Source organism: Streptomyces odontomachicola, from assembly GCF_039605595.1.
Taxonomy (GTDB): domain Bacteria; phylum Actinomycetota; class Actinomycetes; order Streptomycetales; family Streptomycetaceae; genus Streptomyces.
Genome location: NZ_JBCFOK010000001.1, coordinates 403,153 through 426,710, shown reverse-complemented (window position 1 = coordinate 426,710; position 23,558 = coordinate 403,153). Strand labels below are relative to the sequence as shown.

18 protein-coding genes are annotated in these 23,558 nt (G+C 72.0%); 7 read left to right on the top strand and 11 right to left on the bottom strand.

All coding sequences use genetic code 11. The features are described 5' to 3' along the window. Positions 1 to 65: 65 nt before the first annotated feature. Positions 66 to 2,117: a beta-galactosidase gene (locus tag ABEE00_RS02020; protein ID WP_345743397.1), complete on the top strand. Its 2,052-nt coding sequence runs from the start codon at positions 66 to 68 to the stop codon at positions 2,115 to 2,117. A gap of 109 nt (positions 2,118 to 2,226) precedes the next feature. Here the strand turns inward: ABEE00_RS02020 and ABEE00_RS02015 are convergent, their stop codons facing one another. The 4 genes from ABEE00_RS02015 to galT all read right to left on the bottom strand — a co-directional run bounded on the left by ABEE00_RS02015 (position 2,227) and on the right by galT (position 6,731). Further along, entirely contained in the window at positions 2,227 to 3,156 is a 930-nt protein-coding gene (locus ABEE00_RS02015) for a LuxR C-terminal-related transcriptional regulator (RefSeq protein ID WP_345743396.1), read from the bottom strand. Positions 3,157 to 3,430: 274 nt separating this feature from the next. Continuing rightward, entirely contained in the window at positions 3,431 to 4,618 is a 1,188-nt protein-coding gene (gene galK / locus ABEE00_RS02010) for a galactokinase (protein ID WP_345743395.1), read from the bottom strand. Further along, entirely contained in the window at positions 4,615 to 5,577 is a 963-nt protein-coding gene (galE, locus tag ABEE00_RS02005) for a UDP-glucose 4-epimerase GalE (RefSeq protein WP_345743394.1), read from the bottom strand. The genes galK and galE overlap by 4 nt, the downstream gene beginning before the upstream one ends. Beyond that, positions 5,574 to 6,731 carry a galactose-1-phosphate uridylyltransferase gene (galT, locus tag ABEE00_RS02000; RefSeq protein WP_345743393.1) on the bottom strand — a complete coding sequence of 386 codons (1,158 nt, stop codon included), beginning with the start codon at positions 6,729 to 6,731 and terminating at the stop codon, positions 5,574 to 5,576. The genes galE and galT overlap by 4 nt, the downstream gene beginning before the upstream one ends. A 290-nt stretch (positions 6,732 to 7,021) precedes the next feature. Here galT and ABEE00_RS01995 point away from each other — a divergent pair, with 290 nt between their 5' ends. Together ABEE00_RS01995 and ABEE00_RS01990 are read left to right on the top strand one after the other, a co-directional pair. Next, positions 7,022 to 8,692, top strand: coding sequence for a sodium:solute symporter family protein (locus ABEE00_RS01995; protein ID WP_345743392.1), 1,671 nt, complete (start codon positions 7,022 to 7,024; stop codon positions 8,690 to 8,692). Positions 8,693 to 8,723: 31 nt separating this feature from the next. Continuing rightward, entirely contained in the window at positions 8,724 to 9,077 is a 354-nt protein-coding gene (locus ABEE00_RS01990) for a DMT family transporter (protein ID WP_345743391.1), read from the top strand. A gap of 58 nt (positions 9,078 to 9,135) precedes the next feature. On the opposite strand, the gene ABEE00_RS01985 is transcribed toward ABEE00_RS01990, so the two are convergent. The 7 genes from ABEE00_RS01985 to ABEE00_RS01955 all read right to left on the bottom strand — a co-directional run bounded on the left by ABEE00_RS01985 (position 9,136) and on the right by ABEE00_RS01955 (position 19,362). Beyond that, positions 9,136 to 9,849, bottom strand: a complete 714-nt coding sequence (locus ABEE00_RS01985) for a response regulator transcription factor (RefSeq protein WP_345743390.1) — start codon at positions 9,847 to 9,849, stop codon at positions 9,136 to 9,138. A 284-nt stretch (positions 9,850 to 10,133) separates the two neighbouring features. Further along, entirely contained in the window at positions 10,134 to 11,927 is a 1,794-nt protein-coding gene (locus tag ABEE00_RS01980) for a hypothetical protein (protein ID WP_345743389.1), read from the bottom strand. Positions 11,928 to 12,142: 215 nt separating this feature from the next. Beyond that, positions 12,143 to 13,990: an ABC-F family ATP-binding cassette domain-containing protein gene (locus ABEE00_RS01975; RefSeq protein WP_345743388.1), complete on the bottom strand. Its 1,848-nt coding sequence runs from the start codon at positions 13,988 to 13,990 to the stop codon at positions 12,143 to 12,145. 98 nt (positions 13,991 to 14,088) lie between these two features. Next, positions 14,089 to 14,943, bottom strand: a complete 855-nt coding sequence (locus tag ABEE00_RS01970) for a DMT family transporter (RefSeq protein ID WP_345743387.1) — start codon at positions 14,941 to 14,943, stop codon at positions 14,089 to 14,091. Beyond that, the gene (locus ABEE00_RS01965) at positions 14,940 to 15,416 is read right to left on the bottom strand and encodes a YbaK/EbsC family protein (RefSeq protein WP_345743386.1); all 477 of its coding nucleotides are present in this window, start codon (positions 15,414 to 15,416) and stop codon (positions 14,940 to 14,942) included. Before ABEE00_RS01965 ends, ABEE00_RS01970 begins: the two co-directional genes overlap by 4 nt. 182 nt (positions 15,417 to 15,598) lie before the next feature. Continuing rightward, positions 15,599 to 17,257: a penicillin-binding transpeptidase domain-containing protein gene (locus ABEE00_RS01960; protein ID WP_345743385.1), complete on the bottom strand. Its 1,659-nt coding sequence runs from the start codon at positions 17,255 to 17,257 to the stop codon at positions 15,599 to 15,601. A gap of 368 nt (positions 17,258 to 17,625) precedes the next feature. Then, entirely contained in the window at positions 17,626 to 19,362 is a 1,737-nt protein-coding gene (locus ABEE00_RS01955; protein WP_451918475.1) for a dolichyl-phosphate-mannose--protein mannosyltransferase, read from the bottom strand. Positions 19,363 to 19,441: 79 nt separating this feature from the next. Between ABEE00_RS01955 and rsmI the strand changes: the two genes are divergently transcribed. From rsmI to ABEE00_RS01935, 4 genes are all read left to right on the top strand, one after another. Next, complete coding sequence (gene rsmI, locus ABEE00_RS01950; RefSeq protein ID WP_345743384.1) at positions 19,442 to 20,308, top strand: 16S rRNA (cytidine(1402)-2'-O)-methyltransferase; 867 nt, start codon at positions 19,442 to 19,444, stop codon at positions 20,306 to 20,308. Positions 20,309 to 20,486: 178 nt separating this feature from the next. Continuing rightward, positions 20,487 to 20,813, top strand: a complete 327-nt coding sequence (locus ABEE00_RS01945) for a hypothetical protein (RefSeq protein ID WP_451918474.1) — start codon at positions 20,487 to 20,489, stop codon at positions 20,811 to 20,813. 82 nt (positions 20,814 to 20,895) lie between these two features. After that, positions 20,896 to 21,747, top strand: coding sequence for a TatD family hydrolase (locus ABEE00_RS01940; protein ID WP_345743383.1), 852 nt, complete (start codon positions 20,896 to 20,898; stop codon positions 21,745 to 21,747). A gap of 200 nt (positions 21,748 to 21,947) precedes the next feature. Beyond that, the gene (locus ABEE00_RS01935; protein WP_345743382.1) at positions 21,948 to 23,522 is read left to right on the top strand and encodes a ubiquitin-like domain-containing protein; all 1,575 of its coding nucleotides are present in this window, start codon (positions 21,948 to 21,950) and stop codon (positions 23,520 to 23,522) included. Positions 23,523 to 23,558: the final 36 nt, after the last annotated feature.

The following is a 23,558-nucleotide window of genomic DNA, read 5'->3' as shown; positions in this document are numbered from 1 at the left end:
CGGGACGGGCCGCGCCCCGACCCGGACCTGACAGGGAAGACCCTTACTGGGAGAGGCGGTTGACCATGTCCGACCCCGCACAGCCCGACTCCGCACAGCCCGACCCCGTACGCCCCCAGGGCGCGCGGCGCATCAACTTCGGCGGCGACTACAACCCCGAGCAGTGGCCCGAGGAGGTGTGGACCGAGGACCTCCAGCTCATGAAGGAGGCCGGGGTCACCATGATCACGGCCGGGATCTTCTCCTGGGCGAAGGTCGAACCGCGCCCGGACGAGTGGGACTTCGGCTGGTTCGACCGCGTCATGGGCAACATGGCGGACGCCGGCATCGACGTCTGCCTGGCCACCATGACGGCCTCGCCGCCGCCCTGGCTCTCGCACCGGCACCCGGAGATCCTGCCGGTCACCGCCGAGGGCCGGCTGATGCACCCGGGCTCACGGCAGCACTACTGCCCCTCCAGCCCCGTCTACCGCAAGTACGCGCGCCGCCTGGTGGAGAAGCTGGCCACCCGGTACGCGGACCATCCGGCCCTCGCGATGTGGCACATCGGCAACGAGTACGGCTGCCACACCCGGCAGTGCTTCTGCGAGGTCTCGGCCGCCGACTTCCGGCGCTGGCTGAAGGACCGGTACGGCGCGGTGGAGGCGCTCAACGACGCCTGGTCCACGGCCTTCTGGGCGCAGGCGTACTCCACCTTCGACGAGGTGCTGCCCCCGCGCTCCTCGCCCACCATCCCCAACCCCGCGCAGCAGCTCGACTACTGGAGGTTCAGCAGCGACGCGCTGCTCGGCTGCCACCTGATGGAGAAGGAGGTGGTCAACGAGGTCACCCCGGGGATCCCGATCACCACCAACTTCATGGCGCACCACAAGCCGGTGGACCAGTTCGAGTGGGCACGCCACGAGGACGTCGTGTCGCTGGACTTCTACCAGGACCCGCACGACCCGACGACCCACCTCAGCGCCGCGCTCACCTTCGACCTGATGCGCTCGGCCAAGGGCGGCGAACCCTGGATGCTGCTGGAGCAGGCGCCGAGCGCGGTCAACTGGCGGCAGCGGAACGCGCCGAAGCCGCCCGGCGCGATGCGGCTGTGGTCCTGGCAGGCCGTCGCGCAGGGCTCGGACTCGGTCATCTACTTCCAGTGGCGGCAGTCCCGCGGCGGCGCCGAGAAGTTCCACTCCGCGATGGTCCCGCACGGCGGCACCGACACCCGTACCTTCCGCGAGGTGTGCGAACTGGGCCGCGAGCTGGGCTCGGTCTCCGAGATCGCGGGCAGCCGCGTGAAGCAGCCCGAGGTGGCGCTGCTCCAGGACTGGAACAGCCGCTGGGCCCTGGAGCAGGGCGCGCGCCCGGTCGCCGACCTGCCGCAGCCCGACCTGATGCAGGCGCACCACACACCGCTGTGGGAGGCGGGCGTGCCCACCGACGTGGTGCCCCCGGACCGCGACCTCTCCCCGTACAAGCTGGTCGTGGTGCCGAACCTCTATCTGATGTCGGAGGAGACGGCACAGCGGCTGACCGCTTACGTGCGAGGCGGCGGACACCTGCTGGTGTCCTTCTTCACCGGGATCGTGGACGAGTCCGACCGCGTGCACCTGGGCGGCTATCCGGCGCCGCTGCGCGAGGTGCTGGGGCTGCGGATCGAGGAGTTCTGGCCGCTGGCGCCGCGCACCACGATCCCCGTACGGGGCGGCCCGTCGGGGGAGGCCGAGGGCGACCTGTGGTCCGAGGTCATCCACCTGGAGGGCGCCGAGACGGTGGCGGCCTTCGGCGGCGGCGAGCTGGAGGGCCTGCCCGCCGTGACGCGGCACGAGTTCGGGGCCGGGGTCGCCTGGTACGCGGGCACCCGGCTGCGCCCCGCCGCGATGCGCGCCCTGCTGGACTCCGTACGGGAGGACGCGGGCGCCCTGCCGGTGCTCCCCGGGCTGCCCGAGGGCGTGCAGGCGAGCGTGCGGGAGTCGGCCGACGGCGACTCCTACCTGTTCCTGCTCAACCACGGCACGGCCGAGCGCGAGGTCCAACTCCCCACGCCGGCCCGCGACATGCTGACGGGCGAGCACACGGGAGATTCGGCCCGCGTACGCCTGGAGCCGCGCGGGGTGGCCGTACTCCGCTAGCGGTTGCTCCTGTCCGCCGCGGCGGACAGCGCGCACGGCGGCAGCCGTCGGCGGTCTGAGCGCAGCTCGCACTCAGACCGCCGGCACACGGCCGCAGGACCGCAGGGAGTCAGCGGGCCTGCGCCACCGCGGTGGAAGGCTCCAGCTCCACGGGGCCGACCCCTGCGCGACGGGCCAGCGCAACCGCGGCCAACGTGGAGTGCACGCCCAGCTTCCCCAGCACGTTCTGCATGTGGGTGCGGACCGTGTGCGGGGACAGATACAGCCGCTCGGCGACCGCCTTGCGGCCGAGGCCCGCTACCATGCAGCGCAGCACCTCGCGCTCGCGCGGGGTCAGCGACTCCACCAGCCGCTCGCTCTCCGTACGGTGCTTGCGCGAAGCCGTCAGCTCGCGCAGGACGCCGGTGAGCAGCGAGGGCGAGAGGTGCGTCTCGTCCTTCAGCACGCCCCGGATCACCTGGAGCAGCCGGGAGAGCGAGCAGTCCTTGGCCACCCAGCCGCCCGCGCCCGCCTGGAGCGCCGCGGCCGCGTGCCGCGGATCGTCCCGCTCGGCGAGCACCACCGTGCGAAGCTGCGGGTGCTCCTGGCGCACCCGGCTGACCAGCGCGATGCCGCCCACCGCCGGGTGTTCGGCCGAGGAGCCGTCGGCGACGGCCAGCCCGGCCGTCATGTCGCCGTTGCCCCGGCTCACCGGTGCCGGAGCGGGCGCGGGCCCCGGCATCCGCTCGTGCGGGTGCGCCGCGTGCGCCTGGGGCACCTGCGGCAGTTGCGCGGGCTGCACCCGCGCGTGCTGCGGCTGCGCCGCGTGCTGCTGTGCGGCGTGCGCGGACTGCGGCTGGGCCGGGGAGCCCAGGTCGGCGTCCACCAGCACCACATCGAAGCGGCGCCCTTCCGCGTTTCCGCGCTCTATGGAGCGCAGCGCGGCGGGACCGCTGCCCGCCGCCGCGACCTCGACGTCCTGTTCCGCCGCGAGCGCGGCGGCCAGGGACTCGGCGAATATGCGATGGTCGTCGACCACCAGCACACGAATCCGTTGCATGACACCCCCTGGCAGTGCGGGCACGACACCCGTCGCGGGCAGAGACGCGAAGGCGGCACGGCCGCCGCCGTGCTGCTGCGCTGACACTGCCCCACCCCGGGTGCCGTACCCGGCTGTCTCGCCCCCTGATCAGCACCGGCCCCCACCGGTGCGCATGCACTAAGAGTACGGGCGACTGCGCACAACGGAAGGAGGTTGACACAACTCCTTGCGCCACCGGGCCAAGCCGATGGGACTGTTCCGTTTCGTTCAGGACCGGTGCCGTGGCGCGGTTTCACGCCATCCGGCGTGCCCCCTGGGCAGGGGTGGCGCCGAAGACGCGGGGCGCCGCGTGGCCCGCGGCGGCGAAGGCGGCGCGCACCGCGTCCGCGACGGATTCCGCCGCCGGCTCCTCGGCCAGCACGATCGCCGAGCCGCCGAAGCCGCCGCCGGTCATGCGCGCGCCCAGCGCCCCGGCCTCCAGCGCGGTGTCCACCACGAGGTCCAGCTCGGCGCAGGAAATGGCGAAATCGTCGCGCAGCGAGGCGTGCCCCGCGGTGAGCACGGGCCCCATCGCGCGGGTCTCCCCCGCGTCCAGCAGCCTGATCGCCTCGCGCACCCGCTCGTTCTCGGTGACGATGTGCCGGACCAGCGGCACCAGTTCGGGGTCGGCGAGCTGCTTGAGCGCCGTCTCCAGCTCGCCGTGCGGTACGTCGCGCAGCGCGGCCACCCCCAGCGCCGCCGCTGCCGCCTCGCAGCCCGCGCGGCGCTTGGCGTACTCGCCGTCGCCCAGGGCGTGCTTGACCCGGGTGTCCACGACCAGCAGCCGGAGCCCCTGCGCCGCGAGGTCGAAGGGGACCTGGCGCTGGGCGAGGTCGCGGGTGTCGAGGTACAGCGCGTGGCCCTCCGTACAGCAGGCCGCGGCCATCTGGTCCATGATCCCGCAGGGCACGCCGACGAAGGCGTTCTCCGCGCGCTGGCAGAGCCGGGCCGCGCGCTCGGCGTCCAGACCCAGCCCGTACAGCCCGTCGAGCGCCACCGCGGTGGAGACCTCCAGGGCCGCGGAGGAGGAGAGCCCGGCGCCGGTCGGCACGGTGCTGGTGAAGTGCAGGTCGGCGCCGCCCACTTCGAGGCCCGCCTCGCGCAGCGCCCAGACCACGCCCGCGGGGTAGGCGGCCCAGCCGCCGCGGTCGCCGACGGCGCCCTGCGCCGCCAGCTCGTCCACCCGCAGCTCGACCACGCCGCCCGGGGCCTCGGCCGAGTGCAGCCGCAGCACCCCGTCGTCCCGCCGGGCCGCCTCGGCCCGGCAGGCGTGCGGCAGCGCGAGCGGCATCACGAACCCGTCGTTGTAGTCGGTGTGTTCGCCGATGAGGTTGACCCGCCCCGGCGCCTCCCAGGCGCCCTCGGGTGCGTGCCCGTACACCTCGGCGAAGCCGCCCGCGACCGGGGTGACGTCCTCCGCCGCGCTGCCGCCCGTGCTCATTCCGATGCCACCTTCTTCGCGAACTGCCATGCGTCCTCGACGATTCCGGCCAGGTCTGCGCGCGAGGGCTTCCAGCCGAGCCGCTCCTTCGCCCGCTCGGCCGAGGCCACCAGCACGGCCGGGTCGCCGCCGCGGCGCGGGGCCACCACCTCGGGGATCGGGTGCCCGGTGACCTTGCGGACGGTCTCGATGACCTCGCGTACGGAGAAGCCGTTGCCGTTGCCGAGGTTGCAGATCAGGTGCTCGCCGGTGACCGCCTGGTCCATGGCGAGGAGGTGCGCCTCGGCGAGGTCCGCGACGTGGATGTAGTCGCGTACGCAGGTGCCGTCCTCGGTCGGGTAGTCGTCGCCGAACACCGAGATGTGCTCGCGGCGGCCCTGCGCGACCTGGAGCACGAGCGGGATGAGGTGCGACTCGGGGTCGTGCCGCTCGCCGTAATTCCCGTACGCGCCCGCCACGTTGAAGTACCGCAGCGAGGCCGCGGCCAGCCCGTGCGCCGCGCACTCGCCGGTGATCATGTGGTCCACGGCGAGCTTGGAGGCCCCGTAGGGGTTGGTCGGCGCCGCGGCCTCGGTCTCCTTGATGGGGGTGTTCTCCGGCTCGCCGTAGGTGGCCGCCGTGGAGGAGAACACCAGGCGGCGCACGCCCGCCTCGCGCATGGCGCCGAGCAGCTCGGTGGTGCCGCCGACGTTGTTGCGCCAGTACTTGTCCGGGTCGACGACCGACTCGCCGACCTGGGAGTGCGCGGCGAAGTGCAGCACGCCGTCGTACGAGGCGTCGAGCCAGCGGGACGCCTCCTGGATGCGGCCCTCGATGAACTCCGCGCCCTCGGGGACCGCCTCGCGGAAGCCCGTGGACAGATCGTCCAGGACCGTGACCGTGTGCCCCGCCTCCAGAAGGTGGGCCGCGACCACGCTGCCCACGTAGCCTGCTCCGCCCGTCACCAGGTACTTACTCACGTGCTCGCTACCTCTCGCAGTCGCTGGGCCGCGGCCTCCGGCGGCACATCGTTGATGAACACGTTCATGCCGGACTCGGAACCCGCGAGGAACTTCAGCTTGCCGGAAGTACGGCGGATGGTGAAAAGCTCGAGGTGAAGCGCGTATTCATCGCGCACGCCACCGCGCTCGCCACCCCGCAGGCCGCGCACCGGGGCCTGGTGCCAGGCGGAGATGTACGGGGTCGGCGGCTCGTCGGGGCCGAAGATCCTGTCGAACGCCCGCAACACTCGCAGGTAGAGCTGTGGGAACTCTGTGCGCTGCGCCTCGTCCAGCTCGGTGAGGTCGCGCACCCGCCGCCGCGGGTAGAGGTGCACCTCGTACGGCCAGTGCGCGGCGTGCGGCACGAACGCCACCCAGTGCTCGGTCTCGGCCACCACGCGCCGCCCGTCGGCGAGTTCGGCCGCGACCACGTCGTCGAAGAGGTTGCGCCCGGTCTCCTCCTTGTGCCGGGCCACCGAGGCCAGCATCCGCTCGGTGCGCGGGGTCACGAAGGGGTAGCCGTAGATCTGGCCGTGCGGGTGCTGGAGGGTCACGCCGATCTCCCGCCCCCTGTTCTCGAAGCAGAAGACCTGCTCGATGCCGGGGTGCTGGGACAGCTCGGCCGTGCGGTCGGTCCACGCCTCCAGCACCAGCCGCGCCTGGTCCTCGCTGAGGTCCGCGAACGAGGATTCGTGGTCCGAGGTGAAGCAGACCACCTCGCAGCGCCCCGCGCCGGTCCCGTGCGCGAACAGCCCGTGCGGCCCGTCGGCGGCGACCGGGCCCGGCTCGCCCGCGAAGGAGGGGAAGCGGTTCTCGAAGACGACCACGTCGTAGTCGGGTTCGGGGATCTCGCTGTGGTTGCCCTCGCGGGACGGGCACAGCGGGCACTGGTCGGCCGGCGGGTGGTACGTACGCGCCTGGCGGTGCGCGGTGACCGCGGTCCACTCCGCGAGCAGCGGGTCGTAGCGGATCTCGGACGAGGTGCTGGTGACCGGGAGCGGCCGCTGGTCGGCCGCGCCGCGCACGGCGTCGTCGCGTGCGTCGTAGTAGACGATCTCGCGCCCGTCGGCGAGCCGCTGGGAGGTCTTCTTGACGTGCGGGTACGGGTCCCGGTCCGGGGTTGATCGCAGCACCGTGCAGGCTCCTCGACCGACTGTCCTAAACACTTTCCAACACAATACATCGCATCCGAACAGACCCGTCAATGTCCCGAGCGGTGTCGCCGACGGCCGCGGCGCGATGCCCCGGAGCCCTCCGTACCACCCCGCACCCGCCCCCGAATCATCACAATCAAACAAACCTCAGCAACCAAAGTCTTCAAGAAACGAAGTCTGGCGAGTAGGTTCGCGTCCGTTCCGATTCGCGCGAAGAAGCGTGTCCCGGGGGCCAGGGGCCCTCCGGGGCCCACCGGAAAAGAGTGACGATGCACTACCTCGCCGAGGGGCTACGGCTCCCCATCAACGGGCTCGACTACACACTGCTGGGCATCTACTTCGCCGTGATCCTCGGCATCGGCTTCGCCGCCCGCCGCAGTGTGAAGACCAGCCTCGACTTCTTCCTCTCCGGCCGGTCGCTCCCCGCGTGGATCACCGGCCTCGCCTTCGTCGCCGCCAACCTGGGCGCCACCGAGATCCTCGGCATGGCCGCCAACGGCGCGCAGTACGGCGTCTACACCGTGCACTGGTACTGGGTCGGCGCCATCCCCGCCATGGTCTTCCTCGGCCTGGTGATGATGCCCTTCTACTACGGCTCGAAGGTGCGCTCCGTACCGGAGTTCCTGCTGCACCGCTTCGGCCCGTCCTCGCACCTGCTGAGCTCGGTCATCTTCGCGGTCTCCGCGGTGCTGATCGCGGGCGTGAACCTCTACGCGCTGGCGATCGTGCTGGAGGCGCTGCTCGGGTGGGAGACCTGGGTGGCGATCGTGGTCGCCGGGTTCTTCGTGCTGGCCTACATCACGCTGGGCGGGCTCTCCTCGGCGATCTACACCGAGGTGCTGCAGTTCTTCGTGATCCTCGCGGCGCTGATCCCGCTGACAGTGCTCGGCCTGAAGAAGGTCGGCGGCTGGGACGGACTCAGCGACAAGCTGACCAGCTCGCACGGCGGCTCCTTCATGACCGCGTGGGAGGGCACCGGGATCGGCCAGGCCAACCCGCTGGGCGCCAACTGGCTCACCATCGTGCTCGGCCTCGGCTTCGTGATGAGCTTCGGCTACTGGACCACCAACTTCGCCGAGGTGCAGCGCGCGCTCTCCGCCAAGAACCTCTCCGCGGCCCGGCGCACCCCGCTGATCGGCGCCTTCCCGAAGATCCTGATCCCCGCGGTCGTCGTGATCCCCGGCCTGATCGCGCTGGTCATGGAGCCGAACCTGGGCAAGCCCGGCAGCGACCTGACCTACAACGACGCGATCCCCGTGCTCATGCGGGACCTGCTGCCGAACGGCGTGCTGGGCATCGCGGTGACCGGTCTGCTCGCGGCGTTCATGGCCGGCATGGCGGCGAACATCTCGTCCTTCAACACCGTCTTCACGAACGACATCTGGGCCGCGTACCTGAAGAAGGACAAGCCCGACGCGTACTACGTGAAGACGGCACGCTGGGTCACCGTGATCGGCGTGCTGATCGGGATGGGCACCGCGTTCATCGCGGCCTCCTTCGAGAACATCATGAACTACCTGCAGACGCTGTTCTCCTTCTTCAACGTGCCGCTCTTCGTGGTCTTCATCATCGGCATGTTCTGGAAGCGGACCACGGCGGCCGCCGGGTTCTGGGGCCTGCTGAGCGGCACCCTCGCGGCGATGGTCAACTACTTCTGGCTCTACAAGCAGGGCGTCATCGCCATCCCCAGCGAGCAGGGCGCCAACTTCGTGTCCTCGATCGTCGCCTTCGTGGTCGGCGCCGTGGTGATGCTCGCCGTCACGCTCTTCACGAAGCCGAAGCCGGTGGAGCAGCTCCAGGGCCTGGTGTACGGGACGGTCTCGCCCGGCGCCGAGGAGCCCCCGGCCGAGGGCGACGACGCCTGGTACCGCAAGCCCGCGCTGCTGGGCTGGGGCGCCGTCGTGCTGGCCGCGCTCTGCTACATCCCCTTCTCCTTCTGAGCCGCCCCGCTGAACCGAGGACCGATCCATCATGAGCGACAGCAACGGCAACACCCCGCAGAATCCGGGCACTTCACAGGACCCCGGCGCCGTGGCCCAGGAGGTCGAGGAGCTGGAGCGCAGGTCGCAGACCGCCGCGCGGCTCTTCGACGTGCGCCGCATCATCGGCGGCCTGTTCGTGGTCTACGGCGTGATCATCACGGTCGCCGGGATCTTCGCCACCGAGGCGGACATCAAGAAGGCCGAGAACGTCAACATCAACCTGTGGACGGGCCTCGCGATGCTCGTCCTGGGCCTGGCCTTCCTCGTATGGCTCCGGGTCAGCCCGACGATCCCGCCGCCGGCGGCGACGGAGGAGGCCGAGGAGGGGACCCCGTCCTCCTGAGGGAGCACTCCCCCACGTCCCGAGGGAGGCCCCCTCCTCCCTCGGGACGCCTCTGCCGCTAAGGCTCGGCGGGCGCCGCCCCCTCCTCCTGCTCGCCGCGGTTGACCGGGCGCGCGGCGCGGTCCAGCAGCCCCGTACGCGCCGCCAGGGCCGCCGCCTCCAGGCGCGAGCCCACCCCCAGCTTCATCAGGACCCGCTGCACATGGGTGCGCGCGGTGCTGGGCGCGATGCCCATGCCGACCGCGATCAGGCGGGTGTCCTCGCCCTCGGCGACCCGCACCAGCACCTCCACCTCCCGCGGGGTGAGCAGCCTCAGCAGCCGCGCCCCCTCGTCGTCGGGCTCGGCCGCGGGGTTCAGCAGCTCGGCGAAGGAGTCCTGGAGAAGCTGCGGCGCCACCGCCGACTCCCCCGCCCTGGCCTTCATCATGGCCCGCTCCACCCCCTCGATGCGCTCATCGTGCCGCACATAGCCGGACGCCCCCGCCGCGAAGGCGGAGGCGATTCCGCGCGGGCTGGGAACGGGGCCGAGCACCACCACCGCGATCTGCGGTTTCTCTCTCTTGATGCGCACCACGGGGTCGAACACCCCCGGCTCAGCCGGCGTCGCGGTGCCCAGCAGGCACACCTCGGGCGCGCGGCTCACCACGAGATCCGCCGCGCCGCTGCTCGGCGCGGCCGCGGCCAGCACACGGTGGCCGCGCAATTTCAATGCCGAGGCCAGTGCCTCGGCGAGCAGCCGGTGGTCATCAACCACCATCAGCCGAACGCTCATCGAGCTCTACCCCCCACAATCGCGGAATCCCTCGCTTCCGTTTCCCCCACCTGACATTTCGCGGCGGTCCCACCCCCAGGCCCCGCCTCTTTGCCTCTTTCTTGTTCCCGGAAGCTACACGGTTGTCCGGCTTTCCGCCCCCCTTACCGCGCAGAATGGCGCGGCAACAGACGGCGACGGCCCGCCGGATGCGCCGGCGGGCCGTCGTGGTGGTGCGCTGCGATGCTGCGGCGCGGGGGCCGTGCGGCGCCGGAGGCGCCGAGGGCCGCACGCGCGGCGGGAGTTCAGCCGTTGCCGAAACCGATCGCCATGTACTTGCCGTAGTCGTCGCCGCCCATCGGCTTGGAGAGCAGCGAGTTGTACAGGAAGAGGCGGCCGTTCTCGAAGAGCGGCGGGTCACCGAACGAGCCGCGCGCGAAGGGAGCTTCGGAGCGCGCGCTGGAGACCGGGTTCTTCAGATAGAGCTCTTCCTTTTTGCTCGAAGGGTCGATCGCCACGACCTCGCCGCCCTGCGATCCGTAGGTCGGCTGCCGGTACGCGAGGAGCTTGTCGCCCTCCATGCGCATCGGGCTGATTTCCCGCCCGTCCTTGGCGCCGGCCTTCCAGCGCGGGGTCCCGCCCTCGAAGGAGAACGCCATGACCTCGTTGCTCGTGCTGTACCCGGAGTCGCCCTGGTGCGGCCTGCTGGGCATGTAGACCGTGTCGTCGTCCGCGACGATCTTGGTGCAGCCCTCGGTGCCGTCGCCGTCGCAGCCCGGGTTGTACTTCTGGCCCGCGCCCTCGCCCAGCGAGATCTTGCCCTTCAGCTTGGCGTCCTCACCGACGGTCATCACGTCGGTGACGGAGGCGCTGCCCGCGCCGACCGCCAGCACCATCGGGTCGGTCGAGACGACCTTGATGTTCTTCAGGCCGCGCGGGAGCTCGAACTCCCACTTCTCCTTGCCCGAACGCGGCTCCAGCTTCTGCACCTTGTACCGCTCGGTGCCGGTCTCGCCGCCGCACTTCACGACCGCGACCAGCTCCTCGCCGCCGGCGAAGCCGTCGTCGCTGCACCCCGAGGAGACGAAGTCGGTCTTGCTCTTCCACAGCGGCTTGGCTGGCTTGGCGTCCTGGACCGGGTACGCGGCCGAGCCGCCGGTCCACTGGACGGCCGCCACCCCCTTGCCGATCGCCACGTCGAAGTCGTGGCTGATGGACGTGTCGGTGCCCGGGATCGGGGCGTCCCACAGCAGCTTGCCCTTGTCCAGATCGACGATGCCGAACTGGGAGCAGGGCGCGTCGGAGGACCGGGTCTGGGCGAACACGATCGCCGCCTTGTGGTCCTTCGTCTGCTCCCTGGAGGCGCCGCACACATTGCCGTCCAGCGGGATGGACCACTTCTCGCCGCCGCCGGCCGCGTCGTACCCCTTGATGCTGCGGATGTCGGACTTGGCGAACACCTTGTCGGTGGCCCAGCCGCCGGGCAGCCGCAGCGTGGACTCGCCGCCCAGGTCGGGCGTCTTGAGCTTGAGGATCTGCCGGCCCTTGGTGCTGGCGGGCTTGTCGCCGCCGCCCTGCGAGCCGCCGTTGGCCGTGGTGTCCTCGCTCCCGCCGTTCAGCAGGAAGTAGCCGCCGACGCCGGCGACCAGCACCACGGCGACCACGGCGGCGATGATCGCGACCAGCGTGCGATTGCCGCCGCCACCGCTGCCGCCGCCCGGACCGCCGCCGAAGCCGGGGCCGTTCGGCGGCACGGTCGGATACTGGCCGGGTCCGGGTCCGTACGGTCCCGGCTGCCCCGGTCCGTACGGACCCGGCTGCTGCGGCGCGTACGGGCCGGGCTGCTGCGGCGCATAGGGACCGGGCTGGCCGGGCTGACCTGTCGGCCCCGGCTGACCCGTCGGTCCCGGCGGCGGCGCGGGGCTCCCGAATCCGCCACCCTGCGGCGGCTGTTGGGGCTGCTGCGGCTGTTGCTGGGGCTGCTGGGGGTAGCCGTACCCGCCGCCCTCACCCTGCGGGTACCCGTATCCGCCGCCCTGCGGGGGCTGTCCCGGCGGCGGTGGCTGGTTCGGCGGTGGAGGCGGAGGCGGCTGCGACATGGAACATTCCCTCGTTAACGGACGGACCGGTCCGTCCGGCCCCCGAGTCCCCTCAAGAGCCCCCGAACCGGGCATCTTCCCCGCCCGCCGCGGCCCCCTGAGCGACGTACTTTCTATCACCGGCCACCGACACCGAACGGCCCGGTTCCCGTCCCTGGAACCGGGCCGTTATACGTCTCCTCCGGCCCTTCACGGGGCCGTTCGCGCCGCCGTGCTCACTCCCCCTCGGCGAGCTCCAGCCAGCGCATCTCCAACTCCTCGCGCTGCTCGGCGAGTTCGCGCGCCCGGGTGTCCAGGCCCGCGACGCGCTCGAAGTCGGTGGCGTGCTCGGCCATCTCGGCGTGCAGCGCGCGCTCCTCCTTCTCGACCTTGTCGAGCTGCCGCTCGATGCGCTGCATCTCCTTCTGCGCGGCCCGCGAGGCCGCCGCCGGCTTGGCCTTCGGCTCCGCGGCAGCGGCGGACGGCGCACCGGAAGCGGAGGCGCCGCCCGAGGCGGGCGCGCCGGCCGTCGCGTTCTCCCGCTGCCGCTCGCGGCGCTCCAGGTACTCGTCGATGCCGCGCGGCAGCATCCGCATGGTGCCGTCGCCCATCAGGGCCTGCACGCGGTCGGTGGTGCGCTCGACGAAGTACCGGTCGTGGGAGATCACGATCAGCGATCCTGGCCAGCCGTCGAGCAGGTCCTCGAGCTGGGTCAGGGTCTCGATGTCCAGGTCGTTGGTGGGCTCGTCGAGGAAGAGCACGTTGGGCTCGTCCATCAGCAGCCGCAGGATCTGGAGCCGCCGCCGCTCGCCGCCGGAGAGGTCGCCGACCGGCGTCCACTGCTTCTCCTTGCCGAAGCCGAAGCGCTCGCAGAGCTGGGAGGCGGTCATCTCGCGCCCCTTGCCGAGGTCCACCCGGCCGCGCACCTGCTCGACGGCCTCCAGGACACGCCAGGTGGGGTCGAGTTCGGCCACCTCCTGCGAGAGGTACGCCAGCTTCACGGTCTTGCCGACCTTGATGTGCCCGCCGGTGACCAGCGGCGAGGGCTCCTCGCCCATGGTGCGCGCGGTGTCCGCGAGGGCACGCAGCAGGGAGGTCTTGCCCGCGCCGTTGACGCCGACCAGGCCGACGCGGTCGCCCGGGCCGAGCTGCCAGGTCAGGTGCTTGAGCAGCACCTTCGGGCCGGCCTGGATGGAGACGTCCTCCAGCTCGAAGACGGTCTTGCCCAGGCGGGAGTTGGCGAACTTCATCAGCTCGGCGGTGTCCCGGGCCGGCGGCTCGTCGGCGATCAGCGCGTTGGCGGCCTCGACGCGGAAGCGGGGCTTGCTCGTGCGCGCCTGGGGCCCGCGGCGCAGCCAGGCCAGCTCCTTGCGCATGAGGTTCTGCCGCTTGGCCTCCTCCTGCGCCGCGATCCGCTCGCGCTCGGCCCGCGCGAACACGTAGTCGGAGTACCCGCCCTCGTACTCGTGCACCGCGCCGCGCTGTACGTCCCACATGCGGGTGCACACCTGGTCCAGGAACCACCTGTCGTGGGTGACGACCACGAGCGCCGAGCGCCGGGCCCGCAGGTGGCGGGCCAGCCAGGAGATGCCCTCCACGTCGAGGTGGTTGGTGGGCTCGTCGAGCACGATCATGTCCTGCTCGGAGATGAGCAGTTGGGCCAGCGCGATCCTGCGCCGCTCGCCGCCCGACAGCGGCCCGATCACGGTGTCCAGACCCTGCGGGAACCCGGGCAGGTCGAGCCCTCCGAAGAGCCCGGTCAGCACGTCGCGGACCTTGGCGTCGCCGGCCCACTCGTGGTCCTCCATGTCGCCGAGGACCTCGTGCCGCACGGTCGCCGCGGGGTCGAGGGAGTCGTGCTGGGTGAGCACGCCGAGGCGCAGCCCGGTGTTGTGGGTGACGCGCCCGTCGTCGGCCGGCTCCAGCTTGGCGAGCATCCGGATCAGGGTGGTCTTGCCGTCCCCGTTCCGGCCCACGACCCCGATCCGGTCGCCCTCGCTGACCCCCAGCGAGACGCCGTCGAGCAGCGCACGGGTGCCGTACACCTTGCCGACGGACTCCAGATTGACGAGATTGACAGCCATCTCACTCCTGTACGCAAAGGGGCCAGCCCTCCAGGGTAGTCGCCGGACGGAGCACCCCTGCCGGACCCGTGGCCCCCGGCGGAACGAGGCGGGCCCCCTCAACTGCTGTGCAGCATCAGGGCTATGCCGCCCACCATCAGTGCCGAGGCGATCACTCTGGGTGCCCCGAAGCGCTCCTTGAAGAAGAGGGCGCCGAAGGCCGCGCCGGCGATGATCGAGGACTCCCTCAGGGCGGCCACCGGGGCGAGCGGTGCCTTCGTCTGCGCCCACAGCACCAGCCCGTACGCGGCGACCGAGAGCGCGCCCCCGACGAGCCCGCGCACCGCCACCGGCCGCAGCAGCCCGGCGAGCGCGCGGCCGCGCACGGCGAAGGCGTACGCCGGGATCAGCGCGCCCTGCAGCACCATCAGCCAGGCGATGTAGCCGAGCGGGCTGCCGGACGCGCGCACCCCGACGCCGTCCACGGTGGTGTACGAGGCGATGGCGAGCCCCGTCGCGACGGCCGCGGTGAGCGCGGGCCACTGCGGCCGCTGCCCGCTCTTGCCGCGTATCCCCCACAACGCGACGCCGAGCAGCCCAGCGGAGGCCAGCGCGACACCGGCGAGCTGCCAGGCGTCCGGGAGTTCGTGCAGGAAGACCGCGGCGAGCACGGTGACCACCAGCGGGGCCGTGCCGCGCGCGATGGGGTACATCTGCCCGAAGTCGCCCAGCCCGAAGGACCGCATCAGCAGGATCTGGTAGATCACGTGCAGCACCACGGAGACCAGCAGCGCGGGCCACGCCCCGGCGGCGGGCACGGGCGCGAAGCAGACCAGCACGGCCCCGCACACCGCGCCGCCCCCGCCGACCAGGCTGAAGGCGGTCAACTGGTCGCGTATGCCGTGCGCGAGGGCGTTCCAGCTCGCGTGCGCGAGGGCGGCGGCCAGCACCGCCGCGACGACCACCGGGGTCATTTGACGTCGGCGAACGCGCCGCGCGCGTGCCCGACGAGCTCCTCGGGCCGCATCGGGAAGACGGTGTACGGGGTGCCCGCCGCCGCCCACACCGTCTCGTGCTCCAGCAGCCCCCGGTCGGCCAGCACCCGCAGCTCGGTGACGTGCCCGAAGGGCGGCACCCCGCCGATCGCGTAGCCGGTGGCCTTGCGTACGAGGTCGGCGTCGGCCCGCTTCACCTTCCGCGCGCCGAGCTCGTCGCGTACCCGGTCGGTGTCCACCCGCGACGCCCCGTCCATCAGGACCAGCACGGGGTCGCCGTCCACGGCGAAGACCAAGGACTTGACGATCTGGGCGAGTTCGCACCCGATGGCCGCTGCCGCCTCCTCGGCGGTGCGGGTGGCCTCCGGGAAGGAGCGCACCTCCAGATCCCGGACTCCCCGTGCTGCCAGGGCCTCTGCGAAGCGCGGGTGCGCTGAACTCGGCTGCGTCATGCGGCCGACGCTATCGCCGCGTGTATCGACCACGCGAAGGGTTTCCGTACGGGGCCAGTACGGGATCCCGTACCGGCACGCGCACCGGACCGCGTACGCGGCCCCGCACACGCGAAAGGGCGGGACGGGGAAGCTCCCCGTCCCGCCCCAGGCGGATCGCGTGGATCAGCGGTGCGCGTGGCTCAGCTGCCGCCGCCGGACTGCAGGATCGCGCGGACCACCGGACCCGCGTTGTCACCGCCGTGCCCGGAGGCGGGCACGATGGCGGCCGACGCGATGTCGTTGCGGTAGGCCGTGAACCAGGCGTTCGGCTTCTTCTGGCCGTCCACCTCGGCGGAACCGGTCTTCGCGCCGATGTCGCCGCTCAGACCCGCCATCGCCTTGGCGCCCGTGCCGCTCTGCGCGGTGAGCTTCATCAGCGACTTGAGGTTCTTGGCGACGCCGGGCTTCATCTGCCGGGCCTGCTTCGCGATGGCGCGGTCGTCCAGCTTGGGCGAGACCACGACCGGCTGCTTGAAGCCGCCGTTCTGCACCGTGGCGGCGACCGAGGCCATGGTCAGCGGGTTGGCGCGGACGCCGCCCTGACCGATCAGCGAGGCGGCCATCTGCGCGTCGGACTGGACCGGGACGGCGCCGTCGAAGGTGCCGGTGCCCACGTTCCAGTTCGCGCCGAGGCCGAAGACCTCCTTGGCCTCCTTCGTCAGGTCGTCGTCCTTCAGCTTCTTCGCCTGCGAGATGAAGGCGTTGTTGCAGGAGGCCGCGAAGCTCTGCGCGAAGGTGCCGTGCTTGATCTCGGACTTGTTGAGGTTCTGGAACTTCCAGCCGCCAACGGTCACGTACTTGGGGCACGGGTGCTGCTTGTTGGGCGCGGTCATGCCCTTGTCCATCAGCATCTCGGCGGTGACGATCTTCATCGTCGAGCCGGGCGCCAGGGAGCCGCGCAGCGCGGTGCTGTACCCGCCGGCGGGCTGGTCGACCGCGGCGAGGATCTCGCCGGTGCTGGGCTTGACCGCCACGGCCGAGCCCTTGCCCTTGGCCTTGACCGCCTTCTCCGCCGCGGTCTGGGTCTTGAGGTCCAGGGTCGTCTTGAGGGTGCCGGGCGTGCCCTCCGAGAGCGTGCGCAGGGTGGTGCCCGCGTCCTTGCCCTTGGCGTTCACGATGCGGGTCTCCACGCCGGGCTTGCCGTCGGTCTTGTCGCCGTACCGCCTGCGCAGGTCGTCGAGGACCGGGCCGAGCGTGGGGTGGCTCTTCTTGTCGATCTCCGAGCCGTTGCGGTCGACCGCCTTGATGGGCGGGGTGCCCGCCTCGTCGGTCTTGATCGACTGACCCGCCTGGAGCTTGGGGTGCAGCACGGAGGGCTTCCAGTGCACCACCGGCTTGCCGCTCTGCTTGTCGCGCACCACGTTCAGCGCGGAGGCGTACTGCAGCCCGGCGCGCTCCTGCTGGTAGCTGATGTTGGCGGCCACGCTGAACGGGACCTTCGTGCCGGACGCGGTGCCCGGCTTGAGGTTCACCTTCGCGATGTGGCCGCTCTGCCGGAACCCGGTGAGCGCCTTCGCCGCGGCGGCGCGGTCGTCGGTCAGACCCGCGGCCTTGGCGGTGTTCCCCGAGGCCCACGACGAGAGGAACTGCTGTGCGGTGCTCCGCACTTCGGCAGCGCTCGGCGGGCCGCTCGGAACCTCCTCTCCGGTCTTGCCCTCGGCGGCGGTGGACACGCTTCCGCCGGAGCCCTCGCCGTTCTTGTCTCCGCCGCCGACCAGTGCATACACACCGAAGCCGGTGGCGCCGACGATCGCGGCGGCGACGCCGCCGATGACCGCCATCTTCTGACTGTCACGCATCTGAGAATCTGCCCCTCCACCCCGCCTCAGCCAACTCGACCGAGGACTGTCCGACGCACCCTAGAGCACTCGCGTAACCGCCCGTGCCCCGGTATGCCCGTTCGGCGGCATATAGCGGGGATGTGGATTCGAGGATTCACCGGATCCGGGGGTTTCGGGCCCGGAGTGGAACCGAAGTCGCAGACGCGATGTGCGGAGCGCTCAGTTCCAGGACATCCCGTGATCACAGATGAACTCTGGATAACGCCGCGGTCGCATTCCGACAACGCACCGACAACGCGTCCCGGTGCGGTGTTCAACTCCCGCCGCACACCGGCCCGTTCACGGTTACACCCCTGGCACGTCCGGCCCGGCACACCCTGACGGCTTCAGATCCAGGTGTCCAGCCACATGCGGTGCCGCCAGGCCTCCAGCGGAATGGTCTGCCCCGTGTAAAGGGGCCAGAAATAGATGAAGTTCCAGACGATCAAGAGGCAGAGAACGCCGACGGTGACAATCCCCACGGTGCGCCGCTGGATGCGCACGCCCGGCGGCCCCGCGAGCGCCCCCGCCGTCATCGCCAGCGCGAGGCAGAGGAAGGGCACGAACACCACCGCGTAGAACAGGAAGATGGTCCGCTCCTGATACAGGAACCAGGGCAGATATCCCGCCGCCACCCCGCACAGCACCGCGCCCGCGCGCCAGTCGCGGCGGAAGAGCCAGCGGTAGAGCACATACAGCAGGGCCAGGCACGCGGCCCACCACAGCAACGGCGTACCGAGTGCGAGGACTTCGCGCGCGCAGCCCTCGGCGGTGTCCGTGCAGCCGTCGTGGCCCGCCTTCGGCGACTCGTAGAAGTACGAGACGGGGCGGCCCAGCACGAGCCAGCTCCACGGGTTGGACTGGTAGGTGTGCCCCGAGGTGAGGCCGACGTGGAAGTCGTACACCTCGGCCTCGTAGTGCCACAGGCTGCGCAGCGGGTCGGGGAGCCAGCCCCAGGGGCCCGCGGCGCCCTGCCCGTTCGCCCAGTCCCGGAAGTAGCCGCCGGAGGTGGCGAACCAGCCGGACCAGGACGCGATGTACGTGGCGACCGAGAGCACCACGGTGCTGAGGAACGCGGGGACCGCGTCCTTGCGGAGCATCGCCTTCACGGGGTGCGCGGCGCCCGCGGTGCGGCGTGCGCCCACGTCCCACAGCACCGCCAGCACGCCGAAGGCGGCCAGCACATAGGCGCCGTTCCACTTGCTCGCGCAGGCCAGGCCCAGGCACAGGCCGGCCGCCAGGCGCCAGGGGCGCCAGCCGAAGCGGAGCCCGTCGCCGACCCCGGGGTCGGGGCGCACTCCGCCCTCGCCGTCCTCGGGCAGTGCTCTGACCAGCCGTTCCCGCGTTCTGTCCCGGTCCACCAGCAGGCAGCCGAACGCGGCGAGCACCCAGAACATGACCATCAGGTCGAGCAGCGCGGTGCGGCTCATCACGAAGTGCAGGCCGTCGACCGCCATCAGCGCGCCGGCGAGGCAGCCCAGCGCGGTGGAGCGGAACAGGCGGCGCCCGATCCGGCAGAGCATCAGCACCGAGAGCGTGCCGAGCAGCGCGGTCATGAAGCGCCAGCCGAAGGGGTCGAGCCCGAAGAGCCATTCGCCGACCGCGATGATCCACTTCCCCATCGGGGGGTGGACGACGTACGAGCCCTCGGGGGAGAGCGGGATGTGCTGCGGGTTGGCGAGGATCTGGTCGTTGGCCTTGTCCGGCCAGGTGCCCTCGTACCCGAAGTGCAGCAGCGCCCAGGCGTCCTTGGCGTAGTACGTCTCGTCGAATATCACCGCGTGCGGCGAGCCGAGCTGCCAGAACCGCAGCAGTCCCGCGACGAGCGCGATCAGCAGCGGTCCTCCCCAGGCCGACCAGCGCGCCAGCCGGGCCGCGACGACCGGCGAGAAGCCGAACAGCGCCCCGATGCGCACATCGGGCTCCGGCCACGGCGGCACCAGGCGCTCCCTGGTGCCCGGCCGCGGGCCGCCGCCGTGGCGTCCCGGGTATCCGAACCGGCGCATTCTGTCCCGCCAGTTGGACAGACCCCCGCCCGGAGGCTCCTCGCGCCTGACGTCTGCGGCGGTGTCACTGGTCGTCACCGGGCCATCGTAGGGAACCCCTCCCGGCACCGTGCAGCGGACGCCGCCGGTGCCGGACGGGCGCGGCGCCGATGCGAGGATGGGGCCCGTGACAGGCACCCTCGTACTCGCAGGCACCCCCATCGGCGACGTGGCGGACGCACCGCCGCGGCTGGCAGCGGAGCTGCGGGAAGCCGACATCGTCGCCGCCGAGGACACCAGGCGGCTGCGGCGGCTGGCCCAGGAGCTGGACGCGGTGCCGGGCGGCCGGATCGTCTCCTACTTCGAGGGCAACGAGGCCGCGCGCACCCCCGAGCTCGCCGAGGCGCTGGCCGCAGGCTCCCGGGTGCTGCTGGTCACCGACGCGGGGATGCCCTCGGTCTCCGACCCCGGGTACCGGCTGGTCGCCGCGGCCGTGGAGAGGGACGTGCGGGTCACCGCCGTGCCGGGGCCCTCGGCCGTGCTGACCGCGCTGGCGCTGTCCGGGCTGCCCGTCGACCGGTTCTGCTTCGAGGGCTTCCCGCCGCGCAAGCAGGGCGAGCGGCTCTCGCGGCTGCGCGAGTCGGAGAAGGAGCGCCGCACCCTGGTGTACTTCGAGTCGCCGCACCGCCTGGCGGCCACGCTCTCCGCGATGGCCGAGGTCTTCGGCGCCGAGCGCAGGGCCGCGGTGTGCCGGGAGCTGACCAAGACGTACGAGGAGGTCAAGCGCGGCTCCCTGGGCTCGCTCGCGGAGTGGGCGGCGGATGGCGTGCGCGGCGAGATCACGGTGGTGGTCGAGGGCGCGCCGGAGACCGGTCCAGGCGAGCTGGACGCCGCCGAGCTGGTCGGCCGGGTCACGGCGCGCGAGGAGGCGGGCGAGCGGCGCAAGGAGGCCATCGCCGCCGTCGCGCAGGAGGCGGGCATTCCCAAGCGCGAGGTCTTCGACGCGGTGGTGGCGGCGAAAAAGGCGTCGCAGGCGGACCGATAAACGCGACCCGACCGAAACACTCCGCAAAGCTTCCCCGGTAAACGGCAAAACGCGGGCGCCCCGCGGGCGCGCGGATCCCGCCGGGCCCAAATCTGTCCCAATACTGCGAAAGACTGCTGCGCAACTCTCCCCCGAGGAGTCCACTGGAATGTGGACAACCGCTCGGAGAGGAGCTGCCATGCGGGACACCAGCACTGGCACGGACGCCGCCGGTACACCCGCCGGGGCACCCGGCGGCAGCCGCGGGGACGCGGTGCACGAGGCGTATTCCTTCGCCTGCATGCGCTGCGGACACGGCTGGGAGCAGGAGTACGAGATCGTGCATCTCGAATACACCGACGGCCGGCCGATGGTGGTGTATTACGCGGAAGGAAAACGCGTTCCCTCGCCGCTCAAGCACCCCAGCTGCCTCAATTGCGAGAACAACGTCATACGCATCATGCGGGCCGGCCGCGTTTCCGAGGCGGAGGCCGCGCATATGCACATGCCGCCGATGCCCATGTGACCGGTGCGCAGGTGAGCGGGGGACCGTGACAGGGGGGACCTGAGCGAGGGGACGGCATACCCGCCGATTTATCATCGCGGGCATGTCGTCCCCCGCTGATTCCGCCTCCGCAGAACGCAACGCGCGCTCCGCGCCGCCGCTGCCCACGCCCCTCCGGGTGGCGGTCGCCGACTCGCACACCCACCTGGACATGCAGGAGCCCGCCGTCGCCGAGGCGCTCTCCGCCGCCGCCTCGGTGGGCGTGACCACGGTGATCCAGGTCGGCTGCGACGTGGAGCGCTCGCGGTGGGCAGCGGAGGTCGCCGCCGAGCACCCCTCGGTGCACGCCGCCGTGGCGCTGCACCCCAACGAGGCGCCGCGGCTGGCGGAGGCCGGCGGGCTGGACGCGGCGCTGGCCGAGATCGCGGAGCTGGCGGCGCTGCCGCAGGTGCTCGCGGTCGGCGAGACCGGGCTCGACTACTTCCGCACCGGCGAGGACGGCGTGGCCGCGCAGCAGCGCTCGTTCCGCGAGCACATCGCGCTCGCCAAGCGGCTCGGCAAGGCCCTGGTGATTCACGACCGGGAGGCGCACGAGGACGTGCTGCGCATCCTGGACGAGGAGGGCGCCCCCGAGCGCACCGTCTTCCACTGCTACTCGGGCGACGCGGCGATGGCCGAAGTCTGCGCGGAGAAGGGCTACTTCATGTCCTTCGCCGGGAACGTCACCTTCAAGAACGCCCAGCAGCTCCGCGACGCGGTCGCCGTCGCGCCGCCCGAGCTGCTGCTGGTCGAGACCGACGCCCCGTTCCTCACCCCGGCGCCGTACCGCGGACGGCCCAACGCGCCCTATCTGATTCCGGTCACCCTGCGCGCGATGGCCGAGGCGAAGGGCATCCCGGAGGACGCGCTGGCCGCGCACGTGGCGGCCAACACGGCCCGCGCCTTCGGCTACTGAGGCACCGGGAGATACCGGGGAAGCACCGGGGAGACGCCGGGAGGCACCGGGGCGCGACGCCGCGGGATTCCCTCGCGGGATACCCCGGGCACGCTGAGTGGTCAAGTCGCTTTGGAGGGTGAGCGGCGCGGCGGCTACAGTCCTTCGGCCCGCACAGCAGGACCGGGACCACAGGACCGCAGCACGCTTGGAGTGCGCCAGTGAGCCAGTCGCAGGGTCTGCACGAGCAGCCGCTGTACGCGTTCCCCTACGGGGACGGGGACGCGAACGCCGAGGGGGAGCCCGGGGGCCTTCCGTCCCAACGGCCGCAGGGGGCACCGGCGTTCGCCGCCCCGTACGAGCCGCTCCCGTACGACCCGGCCCCCTACGACCCGGTCGCGTACGCCTCCCTCCCGTACGGCGCCGACACCTACGCGCCGGGCTACGAGTACGCCGCGCACTCCCCTCACACCCCGTACGCCCCCGACGCCCCCGAGAGCGCCCCGGACTCCCCCTACGGGTACGGGCCGGTCTCCCCGTACGGATACGGCGCGGACTCCCCGTACGCGGAGGAGCCCGGCCCGCACGCGGAGGAGCCCGGCGCCCAGGCGCCCCCGGAGGCCGCGGTCGCCGCCCCCTCCGCCGGGCCCGGCGGGCGGGCCGCCGCGCGCAAGGCCGAGCGGCAGCGGCGCTCGGCCGCCCGGCCCGAGTCGGGGAAGGGGCTGGTGCCCCAGGCGCTGGTGGTTGCCTGCCTCGCGGGCGGCACCTCGGCGTTCGTCGCGCACGACAAGCAGATCGAGCTCAACGTCGACGGCCACACCCGCACCGTGCACACCTACGCGGACAACGTCGGCGAACTGCTGGACAACGAGGCGCTGCGCGCCGGCCACCACGACGCCGTCGACCCCTCACCGGGCCACCGGCTCGCCAACGGCGAGGAGATCGCGCTCCGTTACGGCCGCCCGCTCACCCTCACCCTGGACGGGCAGCGGCGCAGGGTGTGGACGACGGCCCGCACCGTGGACGAGGCTCTGCGGCAGCTCGGGGTGCGCGCGGAGGGCGCGCACCTGTCCGCGCCGCGCTCCGCGGAGATCGGCCGGCAGGGCAGGGAGCTGGAGGTGCGCACCGAGCGCAGCGTGACCTTCGTCGCCGACGGGCGGGAGCACACGGTGCGCACCAACGCGGCCACCGTGGCCGAGGCCGTGGAGCAGGCGGGCATCGAGCTGCGCGGGTACGACACCACCTCGGTGCCGCCCGAGAGCTTCCCGCGCGACGGGCAGACCATCAACGTCATGCGGATCACCGGCAGCCAGAAGGTGCAGGAGGAGCCGGTCCGCTTCGACACGGTGCGCCGCGAGGACCCGGACCTGGCCAAGGGCACCGAGGTGGTGGTGCACGAGGGCAAGCAGGGCGTGAAGCGGGTCACGTACCAGCTTCGCACCGTGAACGGGGTGAAGCGGAAGCCCAGGAAGATCGGCCAGGAGCTGGTCAGCAAGCCGCAGACCCGGGTCGTGAAGGTCGGCACCAAGGAGCTGCCCGACTCGGTGCAGGGCGCCGACGGGCTGAACTGGGACGGGCTGGCGGACTGCGAGTCGGGCGGCGATCCGGGCAAGACGGACCCCTCCGGCACCTATGGCGGGCTGTACCAGTTCGACACCCAGACCTGGCACGCGCTGGGCGGCAGCGGCAGCGCGCAGGAGGCGCCGGCGGAGGAGCAGACGTTCCGGGCGAAGAAGCTGTATGTGGACAGGGGGTCGAGTCCGTGGCCGGTGTGCGGCCGTAAACTGTCGCAGTGAGCGCTGCGAACCACCGGGACGACCCGGACGACCGGG

Coding starts and splice junctions, on each gene's coding strand:
- ABEE00_RS02020 (WP_345743397.1), top strand. CDS start 66: ATGTCCGACCCCGCACAGCCCGACTCCGCACAGCCCGACCCCGTACGC.
- ABEE00_RS02015 (WP_345743396.1), bottom strand. CDS start 3,156: ATGCAACGGATTCGTGTGCTGGTGGTCGACGACCATCGCATATTCGCC.
- galK (WP_345743395.1), bottom strand. CDS start 4,618: ATGAGCACGGGCGGCAGCGCGGCGGAGGACGTCACCCCGGTCGCGGGC.
- ABEE00_RS01995 (WP_345743392.1), top strand. CDS start 7,022: ATGCACTACCTCGCCGAGGGGCTACGGCTCCCCATCAACGGGCTCGAC.
- ABEE00_RS01990 (WP_345743391.1), top strand. CDS start 8,724: ATGAGCGACAGCAACGGCAACACCCCGCAGAATCCGGGCACTTCACAG.
- ABEE00_RS01985 (WP_345743390.1), bottom strand. CDS start 9,849: ATGAGCGTTCGGCTGATGGTGGTTGATGACCACCGGCTGCTCGCCGAG.
- ABEE00_RS01980 (WP_345743389.1), bottom strand. CDS start 11,927: ATGTCGCAGCCGCCTCCGCCTCCACCGCCGAACCAGCCACCGCCGCCG.
- ABEE00_RS01975 (WP_345743388.1), bottom strand. CDS start 13,990: ATGGCTGTCAATCTCGTCAATCTGGAGTCCGTCGGCAAGGTGTACGGC.
- ABEE00_RS01970 (WP_345743387.1), bottom strand. CDS start 14,943: ATGACCCCGGTGGTCGTCGCGGCGGTGCTGGCCGCCGCCCTCGCGCAC.
- ABEE00_RS01965 (WP_345743386.1), bottom strand. CDS start 15,416: ATGACGCAGCCGAGTTCAGCGCACCCGCGCTTCGCAGAGGCCCTGGCA.
- ABEE00_RS01960 (WP_345743385.1), bottom strand. CDS start 17,257: ATGCGTGACAGTCAGAAGATGGCGGTCATCGGCGGCGTCGCCGCCGCG.
- rsmI (WP_345743384.1), top strand. CDS start 19,442: ATGGGGCCCGTGACAGGCACCCTCGTACTCGCAGGCACCCCCATCGGC.
- ABEE00_RS01945 (WP_451918474.1), top strand. CDS start 20,487: ATGCGGGACACCAGCACTGGCACGGACGCCGCCGGTACACCCGCCGGG.
- ABEE00_RS01940 (WP_345743383.1), top strand. CDS start 20,896: ATGTCGTCCCCCGCTGATTCCGCCTCCGCAGAACGCAACGCGCGCTCC.